Origin of the sequence: Paenibacillus agaridevorans (assembly GCF_018604145.1) — a bacterium.
GTDB lineage: Bacteria > Bacillota > Bacilli > Paenibacillales > Paenibacillaceae > Pristimantibacillus > Pristimantibacillus agaridevorans.
Genome location: NZ_CP075889.1, coordinates 6,748,316 through 6,762,271 on the forward strand (window position 1 = coordinate 6,748,316; position 13,956 = coordinate 6,762,271).

Genomic DNA, 13,956 nt, shown 5'->3' on the forward strand with positions numbered 1-13,956 from the left:
TAAGACTAGTAAAGTATACTAAACAGGAGGTCAAGCGGTTTTACGGAGAGGATTGGGGTAATTGCTTAATCGAAAGTTGTTTACCTTGATTATGGTTGGCGTTCTACTGACAACGTATTTTTTATTACGTTCCCTTAACGTATTCGACACGGGTTCATACCAAGCGGAGAATGGCGTTCTTTCTTTGCAGCAGTGGGATCCTCGAGATAAACGGATTATTCCGCTTGACGGCGAATGGGACTTCTATCCCAATGAGTTAATCGTGCCCAGGCCTGGCGAGGATGTGTTTGGGACGTATCAGGGCATACATCGATCTATCTCTGTGCCTGGAGCCTGGGACGGTTACATAGCAGCAAAAGCAACGCCTTTCGGTACCGGCACGTATCGTTTGCTCATCCATGTTCCAGAGGACGATCGTTACGGGGTCAAGCTAAATACGATTCGAAATGCAAACAAGGTGTATATAAACGGAGAAGAGCTTGGTTCCGCAGGCGTTCCTTCCAAAAGCAGTTTGGACTATCGCTTCGACTTTAAAAAGTATGTCGTCCTGGAGCAGAGCAGCAATAAACAGCTGGAGCTTGTTATACAGGTTGCCAATCACGATTATGCCGTTGGAGGGATCGTCAGCTCGCTCGATTTCGGTCTGGCCGATCAAATATTAGCGTTGCAGGGCCGAGAAAAATTTATTGAAGCTTTCCTTATTGCGGGCTATTTGCTATTTGCATTTATTTATTTCACATCGTATTTGCAGCATAAACGAAAATTCAGGTATGAGCTGTTTTTTAGTCTGTTCTGTCTGGCGCAAGCTGTACATATTTCGGCAATTAATGAACGATGGATCTACTTACTATTTCCCGAGCTCGGTCCATTGGCTCAAATCAACATACAGGCTGTTGCGCTTACCCTGTTCGTGCTCTTTTTTCTCCAATTTGTGTATCATTTTTTCAATATGATTGCCAGCAAAAAAGTCGTGACGGCATTAAGCTGGTTGCTGGGAATTCAAGCCTTGGCCATAACGGTGTTCTTTGCAGCAACGACTCTACTGAAATATGTTCCTTTTTCGGTTATCCAATTCATTGTCTCGTTGACTACGGGTATTGGTTTTGTATACATCCTGATCATGTTGATTAAAGCCTATAAACAAAAAACCGATGAGTCCCATTATGTGCTGACGGTCGTTTTTACCTTTGCAGCCTACGGCTGTCTGCTCGTAGCCGTCCTCTTGTTTGAGGTCGACATCGAAACGCCTACTCTGCTTCTATTCCTGATTATGGTCATTAGCTTGGCGCTATTAATGAGCCATCGTTCCCAACAGGCTTTTAAACGGGTTGAGGAGTTATCCAGCGAGTTGCTCGTATTCGACCGCATGAAGGATGAATTCCTTGTCAAAACCTCGCATGAGCTTGGAACGCCGCTCCACGGCATTATTAATCTGTCCCGATCGCTGATGGAGGGCGTGGAAGGGCCATTAAAAAAGCAGCAGCAAGAAAGCGTTATTTTAATAAATTCGGTTGGCAGAAGATTGGCGGGTTTGGTTGAGGATCTTTCATTTGTATCCAGAATCAAACAAGGAGAAGTATCGATTGTATCCAGACCGATCCAGATTCGCATTGTCGAGGAAGTCCTTGATGAGATAGCATATGTCATGCAGCCCGCTCAGCAGGTACAAATCGTCAATAAAATCCCGAATGATATGCCGCTTGTCTATATGGAAGAGCAAAAGCTGAAGCAGATTTTTTTCAACCTGATCTATAATGCGATTAAATTTACGAAGCAGGGAACGATCACGATTTCTGCTTGGGTCAATGAAGAGCGCATGCACATATCGGTGCAGGATACCGGGCTGGGTATTGCGAAGGAGAATTTAGAGCATATTTTCACAACCTTCTACCAAGTAGAGAGCACCAGGCTGCGCGAATCAGAAGGGCTTGGTTTAGGTTTAAGCATTACGAAACAGATTGTAGAGGCTGCAGGAGGGCATATTGAGGCAACTTCCGAGCTGGGTCAAGGCTCATGCTTCACCTTCACGATTCCACTGGCAACCGAGGAGCAGCTGCTAGAGTATTCGGATAACGACATCGATCGGGATGAGCAAGCGATGACGGCGAGGTTGAACGTGCAGGACCTGCAGCAGCCGCAGCCTATCCCCCAGACAAGAGTAAAGGGCTCAAAGCCTTATACCATACTGGTCGTAGACGATGAGCTTGCCAATCTAAAGGTGCTTATCAATTGGCTTCATTCTTTGGATTATAGCGTAATTGCGGTAGGCAGCGGGCTGGAAGCTCTGGACATTATTGAAAATGATAAGGTAGATCTATTACTTTTGGATTTAATGATGCCGCAGATGACGGGGTATGAGGTTTGCAAAACGATCAGGCAAAAGCAGGATTGGGTAGAGCTGCCGGTCATTATGTTAACAGCAGCAGGACAATTGTCTGATTTTGTTGTTTCCTTTCAGTTGGGGGCTAATGATTACTTGCAAAAGCCGGTAAACTTGGCTGAACTAGAGGTGCGAATCGAGTCCTTGCTCCTTATGAAAAAGTCAGCCCATGAAGCGGTAGAGAATGAGCTTCGCTCCTTTTACGCACAAATTACGCCGCATTTTTTGTATAATACGATCAATTCGATTATTTCGCTCAGCTACTTTGATCAGGAAAAAACAAGATTGGCATTGGATCATCTTGCTACCTATTTCCGTGCAAAGCTGGATTATCAGAAGCAGCGTTCGCTCATCCCTTTAAAGGAGGAGTTAGAGCTTGTAGAGGCCTATTTAGCGATCGAACAAATACGTTTCGACGACAGGCTGAATATCGAATACGATATTGACGAAACCATTAACATCGACATCCCGGCGATGACGCTCCAGCCATTGGTAGAGAATGCCGTCCATCACGGCATATCCAATCATAAAGCCGGCGGAACGCTGCGTCTGGCGATCGAACGAGAACCATTCGAACGCGGACAGCAGCGGATCAAAATCACGATTGCGGATAACGGCGCAGGTATCCCTCACGAGAAGCAGCAGGAGCTCATGCATGGCAAAAGCGAGGGACTCGGCTTTATGAATCCGTTCCGAAAGCTTTCGCTTATTAAAGGAGCAAGCTTTGACATGCACAGCGAAGAGGGCAAAGGAACGACAATCATTATTCGTATGATGGAAGCAAGGTAACAGAGAAAATAACGCAGCCAGATGGCTGCGTTATTTCGTCAGCTTTGAAGACAGATTACGAATAAGGTTCCCTTTTCTACTCCGTCTGCTCCTTGCCATGCGCGATGCGATACTGATTTGGCGTTATACCCGTGCTTTTTTTGAAAATCGTAAAAAAGTGGCTTTTTGTTTGAAAGCCTGATTGCTTGGCAATTTCCGCAACTGTCCAGTCCGTGTTAATAAGCAGCAGGCAAACATTTTCCACCCGCTTATTTAAAATATAATCAGACAAAGACATCTCGGTAACTTCTTTAAAGATCTGCCTTACATAACCCGGAGAAAGCGATAGTTTTTCTGCAATCTCATCAATATTAAGCTGAGCCGAATGCAGGTGATTTTGAATATATTCCTTCATTTCGTCCACATACTCTTCTTTACGTCCAATACGGCTGTTGTTTTGGATGGCCTCCATAACCTGCACTAGCTGTTCTTCGAACCATTGTCGAAATAGCTGCAGAGTCGCAAATCGATCAAGCTGAATTTCAGTGCCGTGCAAAGCTTGAACCGATTTTATTGAATGGAAACTCCTCATAAATGTGTGCATTATAAGATCCAATTGATATTTACAATCCGTATAAGATAGATGCTGCAGCTTGGCAAATAGGGTGTCCACGTGCGAGCGCATCGCATTCTCTTGCCCCAAACGAACCGAATACATAATTTGCTCAAGCAGCATAACATCATCCGGCGGCTGGAGCAGTGTATCGTATACTTCCAGATCACGCTCTTCGTAAATACGGTCCTCGCCGCTTACAAATTTAAAGGTCGATAGCTCATACATATTGTCATAGCCAAGCCGCACATCGTCCGAAATATCCCGGATCGAGCTTATAGCTATCGTAACCTGCAGCGACAGCCATTTCTTAACCTGCTCCGAAACCATCGGCAGAACTTGTCGGGTTAGTAGGTCGTCCTCAGAAGGATCCGCGATTTTCTCCGGCAAACAGCCGATTAATAAGACGAGATGATCCCCGCCGATGTCGACTGCTCGAGAATCCTTTTCCGCTTGCTGTAATACTTCCTGAGCGATATTGCCTATTGCATATTTCATTAATTTTCGAGATTCAAAATTATATTTTTCTTGAAACTCCGCATACGAATCGATACGGATAACGGCAAGTCTTATATAATCATAATGTACAAAGGATGATCGCTTCTCGATATAAGCTTTCATGGAGGAGTTCATCTTTCCCTGCAAAATCCAGCGACGAAAATATTCATCCGTAATCATAAACTCATGATCGCGCATCGTATGTATCATCTCGTCCCTGGTATGTACCAGGCTATCAATACCGCGCTTAATGACATCATACTCCCACTCAAGCGAACGCTCATCTTTAGAGCTCGTCGAAAGCAGTTGTACTTTTTTTGCAAGGGAACTAAAAGGTTTAATATATCGATGTGAATTCCAGAACATCACAATTATAATCGCGATTAGCATAGCAAATGAAGATAACACAATAATGGCGGAAAATTGATCCACCTTCTTGTCCCAGCCGCTCATGCCAATAACATAATATAACTTCCATTTATTCGAATTCAGTCCAGCAGAGCTGGCGAAATAAGTTTCTTTGCCATAGTCAAACTGAAAATAGGACTTATCCGTTTGCGAAGCATGCTCATAAATCGCTGCATCCCATTCTTCTCTATGGTCGCCAAGCACCGAACGGCCATCGCCATCCAACACGGCAATTTGAACGTCTTCATCCCCACTATTTTGAAAATAATCTTCGACAATTTGCAGATCATACAATACGACGAGGCTTCCCGTATAATCCACATGACTAATATCCGGAGGTAAAACAAGCCCCCAATAAGCTTTTTGAGCAGTCTCGTGATAGAAAAAATGCAAATACTCTTGGCTCTTTTTGTTTTCTAATTGCAGTATCGTTTGATCATGAAAGGCTTCCAAAACAGAAATCCCTTTTTGATAATCCAATACATCGCCTGTTTGCTTATTGATCAAATAAACATTGCTAATAAAACGTTCTGTATTAATATAGCGGCGCAAAGCGACCATCGCTTGATAGTCCGCCACTTTATCTCTACTATTAACCGAGATCCAATTAAAAATATCCGGATCTTGATACATGTTTATGCTGTAACTCTTTAGCTTTTCTAACGTAAATTCCGTGTCAAACACCGTTTGCTTTAACTGGTTGTCAGCAATAACTTTTATTTCATCCATATAGTATTTAGAAAATTGTTTGGTTAAAAATAAAGAAAATATGGCAATAATAAACGTGCACAATATGGCAAGGGCAATAAAGATACGAATATAGGTTGATCTGGGAATTAATTTACTTTTCATTGGAAACTACCCGCCTTGTTGACTTGGTCAGTGGAAGAAGCAGCTACAAAGATGCTGTTTGAACGCTCGGCTTGTCTGTTTATAAATGCGAAAGGAATCCTCTCTAAATGAAAGAGAGGATTTCCTTTCGCAACCGTATCGTATCTTAATGTATTATGCCAATTATAGCAATGACTATTCACTCACTATCGCCATTTTATTTTTGTCCATCCAAAAAGGTTTGAATTTGTGCTTGCAGCTCATTTTGAATCTTTTTAACGACTGCTTCGCCTTCTTTTTTATACTTGTCCCATGCTTCCGCCGGATCAACTACGCCGTTCATAATTAGCGGGTAGTACTTAGCGTCAATGGAGTTAAATTGAGCAATTTCGTTTGCAATCGGGCTTGTGTCAAAGGTAAAGCCAGTCAGAACATCTTTTTCAAAGTTTTCAGCCGTATAATAGAATTCGTTTTTCGCTAGATCTTCCGGTGAGAATTCCGCGCTGAACTTATGATATTTGGGAGCCCATAGGAAGGACCAGCCAAACCAAGGATAAGAATCTTTAAGCGGTTTATACTGCGTGTCGCCTACAGCTTCCCAATGCTCGCCTTCAATACCAAACGATATCAGGTTGTAATTGTCTTGCTCATGTGCCCAGTTCAAAAATTTAATAGCATCTACAGGATTTTTGCTTGCCTTTGGTATTGCCAAATAATCGTTTTGTTTGTAATCGGATGTGTTTGCATTCTTTTCGAATTTATAAAGCTCGAAAATTTCCAAATCCGCTCCAGGCACGTTTGCCTGCAATTCGCGCAACGTATTTTGCTGCATCGAGAAGTCCGTATAGGTCATAGATGCAATTTCACCGGATTTCAGCATAACCTTACTGTCAGGGCTGGACATAATATCCGGGTTGATCAGGCCTTCTTGATACATCGATCTTGTAAGCTCGATATAACTCCATATTGTCGGGTCCATTTCGTCAAACAAGTTGTAAACCGTCGGATCATTGCCTTTCAAGTATAACGTAAAGTTGCGGTTGAAAGCAGGTGTAACTCTAAAGCCGGCCTCGTAATCATTTTCGATGCGAATACCTGCATAGGATAAGTCCGGCGAAACGCCCCAAGCGGAATAAGGGATAATTTCAGGCTTTTTCTCTTTTACCGCTCTTAGAAACTCGATAAACTGCTCATGTGTTTTCACTTCTTCAAGTCCAAGCTCTTCGCGAATATCTTTACGAATAATGATAGAGTTGGCATGACCGTTTTTACTTCCTAGCGGAATAGCAGTCATTTTGCCGTTAAATTTATTTGCTTCGAAAATAAGCTCGGAGCCGGCATTTAAAATGTTTTGCCCGTGTTCTTTAATAAGATCAGTCAAATCTGTGTAGTAGCCTTCGCTTGTCATTTGATTAATATGCAACCAAGGAGCATCGTAAATCATGTCGATTTCTTCGCCGGAAGTTAAGGTTACTTGTGTTTTACTGGCCAGATCCGCCCAAGGTACAAACACAAAATTCAATTTGTAATTAAGTCCGTCTTCTTTCATTTTTGTCTCGGCTGCAGCAACGACCTTATCCAGATCTTGCGGACGATCGCCAGGCAGCATAATTTTAAGTGTCACTTCTTTGCCTAGATCAGCGCCACCCTCTTTATCGCCTCCGCCCTCATTTCCGCCGCTTGGATTGGAGTTGGAACAAGCAGCAAGCACAACTAACATGACAGACAACATGACGACTAACCATTTTTTCAACTTCACTTCGATCACCCTTTTCTTGTTAGTAAAAACTATAATTAACCCTTTACCGCACCAATCGTAATCCCTTTAACGAAAAACTTTTGTACGAATGGATACAGTAAAATGATAGGTCCGATCGTTAAGCAAACGGTAGCCATTTGCAGACCATACGTCGGAATCGCTTGAGCGTAATCCATTGCGGCCCCGGATACATATTGCTTCATATTGGCGTTGGAAATAAGCTGCCGCAGCATAATTTGCAGCGGATGAAGCTTATGGTTATCAATAAATAGCAGCGATAACCAAAAGTCGTTCCAGAATGTCAGTGCATAAAACAAACTGACTGTAGAAATGGCCGGCAACGAAATCGGCCATACGATTTTAAAAAATATTTTATACTCGCTTGCTCCGTCTACAGTTGCTGCCTCATTAAGCTCATATGGCACGCTCCGATAAAAGGCGACCAGTATAAACGCGAAAAACGGATTTAATAAATACGGCAATATTAAAGCCCAAATGCTATCCTTTAAGTCCAGATAGATGGCAATTGTAATATAAAATCCAACCAGGCCCGCACCAAATATCATCGTCAAGTAAGTCATAAACGATAGAAAATTTCTATACTTTACTTTGCGATGAGCGAGCACGTAAGCATACATGCTGGTAACGAGCATGGCTAACACCGTACCTACAATAGTTACAAAGATGGTGACAAAATAGCTGCTATAAATTTGATTGCTTTTAAACAGCATCTTATAAGCATCTAATGAAAAATCTGCAGGAAACAATTGAAAGCCATTGGTCATGATTTCTTTTTCGGCAGCGAAGGAGTTGATAAGCACCATCCAAAACGGCACTAAACAAAATATTGTAAACAGCGCGACGAGAATATAACCGGACCATGTAAATAGTCTGCCCGTCCATGTATATTCCACATCCAAGTTTCTGCGCTTTCGCAAAGCTGGCTGTTCCATCACTCTCACCCTTTCGCTAAAACAATGCGGAATCTTTATCTACTTTTCGAATGATCCAGTTAAATAATATAATCGCCACGACGCCCATGATGGACTGATACAGGGCTACGGATGATGACATTCCGAAATCGCCAAGCTGTCTAAGCGCGCGATACGAGAAAGTATCGATTACATCCGTTGTAGAAAACAGTGCCGCGTTATCACCGATGATGCCGTAGATCATCGCGAAGTCTCCATAAAAAATACGACCGACTGCAAGCAGCGCCAACACGATAATCGTTGGACGGATTAATGGCAAAGTAATATGACGGATTTGCTGAAAACGAGTTGCGCCGTCTATCCGGGCACTTTCATAATAATCACTGGAAATGCCCGTTATGGAGGCTAAGAAAATAATCGAATAGTACCCTGCCATTTTCCATACATAAACGATCGTCAATATAGATGGCCAGAAATTCGCGTTATTGTACCAGCCTACGGCATCCATGCCCAATGATTTGAGCATTTGGTTGATCATGCCGTCTGTCGTGTTTAACAGTGCGTAAACCATTAAGCTGACTACCATCCATGATATAAAATACGGCATAAAAATAATGGATTGAGCAAATCGTTTTACTATAGCGAGTCGAATCTCATTCAACAGTATGGCCATCACGACAGCAAGACCCAAACCAAAAATAATAAATAATGAATTCAGAAAAATCGTGTTCCATGTCACTTCAAGCCATTGACCCGAAGAAAAGAAAAACTCGAAATTTTTAAAGCCTACCCAAGGGCTATTCCAGAATCCGATTGTTGCATTAAACTTTTTAAAAGCGATCAAATGACCAAACATAGGTATATAAGCAAAGATGACCAGAAACAGTAATCCAGGCAATGCTAAAGTATAAAGACTACGATTGCGATATATTTCTTTAAAAAATCCCATGCCGCACCTCCTTTAAGTTGCTAAGTTCGTGCCCAGGTTTACAGATTGACGGCTATCGTCTTGCCGCTCTCGCTGCTTTCTTGCGCCAATTCAATTAAACGAACGGCTGCCTGTGCATCCTCAGGTTTTACGATCAGCTCAGCACCATGGACGATGTGATCATACACGTTTTGATAATATTGCTCGTAGCTGCCTGCCATTGTTTCGATACGGCCGATGAAATGCTGCCCTGCAAATGTCAGATCCAAAGCTCCAAAACGATCGGGTTTATCTTTACCCCAATCTGCCCACGCAGGCGTTAATCCTTGCAGTAGCGCTTCTTCCTGCGGATCTTCCCCATACTTTACAAAGGAGCCCTTTGTACCATGCAGCGTATAGCGCGGCCCTTTTTCCCGGCGCAGCAGCGAAGCTTCCAGCGTTACGCGCGGTCCGTTTTCATACGTCAATACGATGTCAAAGAAATCGTCTGTTTCAGCGTGCTCGCGTTGTTTGCGAATATCCCCATGGATATGGCTCGGCATTCCAAATAAAAAAAGGGCTTGATCAATAAAATGAATGGCGAGATCATATAAAATACCCCCGCCGGGAGCGCTGCTTTCCCTCCACGCGGATACATCGACTTTTGGCATATAACGATCCCAACTAAAGCGTACATCGGTCAAGCGGCCAAGCAGGCCTTGACCATGTAATTCTCTAATCGTTTTAAAGTCGCCATCAAACCGCCGATTATGAAAAACAGACAACATCTTTTTTTGCTCTTTGGCCAAGGCGATTAATGAACGGGCTTCCGAAGATCGAACCGTAAACGGTTTTTCGACAATAACATGTTTGCCGGCTAACAGCGCATCGCGCGTAAACGTGTAATGATCCGTACTTGGCGTTGCAATGATTACCAGATCAATCGATTGATCTTGAAACAAATCTTTAGCGCTTCTCACCACTTCCACCCCAGGGTAGCGTTCTTTGGCGCTATCCAGCTTCTGCTGTACGACTTTGGCAAGCTCCATGCCCGGAATCGAGGTGATCAGCGGAGCGTGAAAATTTTTGCCCGCATAACCATAGCCAATTAAACCAACCTTTAGTTTCCTTTGCATATTTACTCCTTCATCTATAGAAACAAATTATTGCGCAGCTTCGATTGCTTGAACAATCATTTGGAATAGCCGCAAATCATCGATGGCATCTTCCGCTGTCGTATTTAACGGCTTGCCTTCTTTGACAACTTCGTAAAAATGTAAAATTTCGCAAGTATACGGATCTGTATAGGTGGGACGGATAACCGATTCCGTATAGCTGGTGCCTTCCGATTGTTCGATTTTCAATGTTGTCGGCAAGTGACGGATGTAACCCGAGTCATACTGGACATGAACGGTTTTCTGATCGCCGAATATTTCGATTGCAGCATCAAATCTAATATGATGATCAAAGCCTACCTCATAGACGACATGAAACCCTTCGTATTCGAACAGGACATTCATAAAATTCCGCTCGCTCCACTTCGTAGCGGCAACGACGCGTTTTGGCATGCCAAGCATTTCGCGCATAGCGGAGAAATCATGACTGCATAATCCAGCCATCCAGCGATATGTGTTCGAGTATAGCTCGGCGCTATCGCCAATCGCTTTGTAAACCTGCTCCTTGCCTCTTGCTTCTTTTTGGGCAGCCAGCTCAGCAGGGATATCGGAAAAACGGAATACATTTTGCGTTTGTTTAATGAAATAATGGTTGTAGCCAATAATGTCTCTAAAGCGCGCATAGTTAATATGCTTCATCTGCTTCACTTCTTCGAGCGCCTGTCTAAATGCCGGAGCGTAGCGGCGCATATAGCCGACCATCACTTTTTTGCCGGATGCCTTTTCCGCGGCCATAATTCGTTCGGCATCCTCTATATGGAGAGCCATTGGCTTCTCGACAAAGGCATGTTTGCCGTTTTCTAGAGCCGCAATAACGTTATCCGCGTGATACTCGTCGCTATTTAAAACAAACACTGCCTCTATATCGGGATCAGCAACCAAGTCTGCTGAAGTAAGATAACGTTTGTCTACATGATATTGCCGTCCAATCGCCTGGACTAATTGTGGAGACACATCGCATATCGCGGTAATTTCAAATTGGTCTCGTAAGGAGGAAAGAATCGGCAAGTGAGCAATTTGAGCAATTTCTCCTAACCCGATAATTCCAAGCTTCAATTTTCCTGTCATGCTCTCACCCCTTCTATTGTTGCCGGCATCTTGAGAATAGCATCGTTCCATTGGTACAAATAGTTCGCAATTTGCAGCTTTGGTTCTGTTTGTGCAGGATACATAGGTTCTAATTACGAGGTTCTCGATTTTTAGAGTCCTCATCGACTTTCTTTTGTGCTCCATTAACGGACACATTGCTTATTTCGCCATACAAAACATCGATCGACCAATCTTTTTCGCCTGTCGCGGTATTTATCGTTTGATTGTAAACTCCCCACGCTGTACCCGTGCTCCAAAAGCAGCTGAACTGTTCTTCATTTATTCGGGGAGCAAAAGATAGCGTACGATTGACCATGTCGAAAGAATAACCGCTAAGCGAGGTCAAAAGCGCCCAGCTTGCCATCGATCTGGCATAATGATGTCCGCATTCCACTTCATTCCACGGATTTCGTTTGTAACCGTCATGGCGGTCGCGAACTGCTTTTACAAGCGAAAGTCCCTCTTGCACAAAACCTTCGTAAATCAGATGTGCGGCAACCTGGTATTCGATGCCTGTCCATACTTCATCCGCATACACGAACGGCAGCTTCGGTCTGCCGCCATTCGGCCAGGAGCAAAGCAGCAGGCCGCTCTCATCGTTTAGCGCAAAGGTGCGTTGAACATTGTGATGTTCCGACAAGGTGGAACGGAAGTTATATTTGAATATCGATTGAATGGTTTTTTTAACATGATCCTCCGGCAAAATATAACCGAGTCCCGCCACATGAGCCATAAATTGACCGAGTAATTGATCGGACAGGCAGCCCGTGCCGTATTGGTAACGGTACTCGTCGATATCGTCTAACTGCTGTACGTAATATTCGCCGCCCCACAGCAGCTCGTCCATTTTATGGCTGCCTTTTTCAAAGGCGGATTTATAACGTTCGGCCCGCCCGTCATCTCTCAAATATTGCGCCATTTCCATTCCGGCCTTTAAAGCAGCGTAAAACATCGAGTTGGAATGCGAATTCGGACCATGGAACTCGATATCATAAGTATTGTGCTGCTCGCTATCGAGTACAAAATCGCCGTCGGAATCCCAATAACGAAAAGCAAAATCCAAAGCAAGACTCGCTTTTCCCCACACTTCTTGTAAAAAAGCATCATTCCCGCTTAGCTTCCATTCCCGGTACAAACGGACAATCGTCCCCAACTGGCCATCAGTAGCGGGAATCATATCCCATCTATCACCGCCCAGCACCTGATTGGTACGGAATGCCATACTGCCTTGCTCATCCGTTTCAAGCAGAAACTCGACCCGGCGCATGGAGCGTTCCAGATCAGGGAATAAGAAGGCCAGCGTTTGCGCATAATTCCACACATGGGTACAGGAGCCCTCACAGCTTCCTCCTTGATCAAGACCGCCTTCCCAACCGAGAAAGGTTCCGTTATAAATGCGAAAGCAAGTTGTACTGCGAAGCACGGTTATGTTGCTGGATAGAGCTTCAAGTACATAACCAGGCAATGTGCTGCCGAACAACGCTCGATGAAAATTACGCGAATGCCGCTCTAAACGTGGAAGATTGTTTAATAGATAAGTTCCTGCATCCCAAGCATTAGCAAATAAATGGGTGTAATAGTTTTTTTCGATTTCACGTCTGCCGTCATCTTTAAACGTATTGCCGCCTTCCCACCACTTTGGGCGGTTAGGAAAATGCCACGAAATAGCGAATTCAAACGTATAGGATTCGCCCGCGTTCAATGTTCGCTTTATACCAAGCGAGCCGATGCGCAGCTTTGATTTATTCATCAGACGGCCTCTTTGCCCATGCGCTTCCGAACGGAACTGCAATAAACCATCCTCGCAAAAATCATCCCAAAAATCATGAATGCCATCTGACCAAAATCCATCCAGCCATTCTTCTTTTACAGTAATTTGCTTCATAGGAGCCGATGTCATAAGCGCCATCGAGCCGTAAGTCCTGTGATCATCGCTTAGCTCAGGCGCGTCATAGTACAGACCGTTTACGTATTCTCCCTGCCGAAATTGATTTCTTACTTGCTCCGCCAGCTTTACGTTTGCATGTTTGTCCATTTGCTCCAATCCAACGACATTTGCTAACGAACCTGCAATCGTGACATCGACAGGGTTATTTGCGCGATTGGTTAACTTGTAACGGATCGTAGCGGCCGGTATGCCGGAGTCATCCGCATTTAACGGAATAAAAGGGGTAAATGCCTCCATTTGCACTTGTACCGGCAACGCATCATCGAGGAGATCCACTGTAACAAAGGGATATTCTCCTTTCATCTCCGATGCGGCAAAGCGCGGCAGTCCGGCCAGCTCGCTTGTATGAAAGCCGCAAGCATAGGAAAAAGCACCTTCCAGCTGCGATTCTAATACTTTGGCCATGGGTTGTTGTCCATTTTGTTGTGTACGGATTGCAAAAAAGGTGTAGGGCAGTTTATTGCCTTTCCCTTGCTTATTAAATATTTCCCAATCGCATAATTGGCCGCGAGAACCGACTGATAGATTGCCCGTGCCTATGCCGCCAAGTAAAAATTTAGCTTCGGTCGCTCCTCCGGGAAAGGTGCGCTGTGAGGCTTGCGCCAGCAGCTCCTGCTCTGAGTATGGATACATCCATTTAGCCTCCTT

Annotated in this window: 8 protein-coding genes; 1 reads left to right on the top strand and 7 read right to left on the bottom strand. The window is 44.1% G+C overall.

Annotation, left to right across the window (positions count from 1 at the left end; genetic code table 11):
- Positions 1–61 precede the first annotated feature (61 nt).
- A complete protein-coding gene (locus KJW29_RS27045) occupies positions 62–3,169 on the top strand; it encodes an ATP-binding protein (protein ID WP_214626994.1) in 3,108 nt (1,035 codons plus the stop codon).
- Positions 3,170–3,245: 76 nt separating this feature from the next.
- Here KJW29_RS27045 and KJW29_RS27050 read toward each other — a convergent pair whose 3' ends face one another.
- The 7 genes from KJW29_RS27050 to KJW29_RS27080 form a co-directional block, all read right to left on the bottom strand.
- A complete protein-coding gene (locus KJW29_RS27050; protein WP_214626995.1) occupies positions 3,246–5,519 on the bottom strand; it encodes a helix-turn-helix domain-containing protein in 2,274 nt (757 codons plus the stop codon).
- Between the two features lie 196 nt (positions 5,520–5,715).
- Positions 5,716–7,251: an extracellular solute-binding protein gene (locus KJW29_RS27055; RefSeq protein ID WP_214626996.1), complete on the bottom strand. Its 1,536-nt coding sequence runs from the start codon at positions 7,249–7,251 to the stop codon at positions 5,716–5,718.
- Between the two features lie 41 nt (positions 7,252–7,292).
- Positions 7,293–8,210 carry a carbohydrate ABC transporter permease gene (locus KJW29_RS27060; protein ID WP_214626997.1) on the bottom strand — a complete coding sequence of 306 codons (918 nt, stop codon included), beginning with the start codon at positions 8,208–8,210 and terminating at the stop codon, positions 7,293–7,295.
- A 16-nt stretch (positions 8,211–8,226) separates the two neighbouring features.
- A complete protein-coding gene (locus KJW29_RS27065) occupies positions 8,227–9,138 on the bottom strand; it encodes an ABC transporter permease (protein ID WP_108992273.1) in 912 nt (303 codons plus the stop codon).
- A gap of 38 nt (positions 9,139–9,176) precedes the next feature.
- Positions 9,177–10,232, bottom strand: a complete 1,056-nt coding sequence (locus KJW29_RS27070) for an oxidoreductase (protein WP_214626998.1) — start codon at positions 10,230–10,232, stop codon at positions 9,177–9,179.
- Between the two features lie 27 nt (positions 10,233–10,259).
- Complete coding sequence (locus tag KJW29_RS27075) at positions 10,260–11,339, bottom strand: Gfo/Idh/MocA family protein (RefSeq protein WP_214626999.1); 1,080 nt, start codon at positions 11,337–11,339, stop codon at positions 10,260–10,262.
- Between the two features lie 109 nt (positions 11,340–11,448).
- Entirely contained in the window at positions 11,449–13,941 is a 2,493-nt protein-coding gene (locus KJW29_RS27080; RefSeq protein WP_214627000.1) for a GH116 family glycosyl-hydrolase, read from the bottom strand.
- Positions 13,942–13,956: the final 15 nt, after the last annotated feature.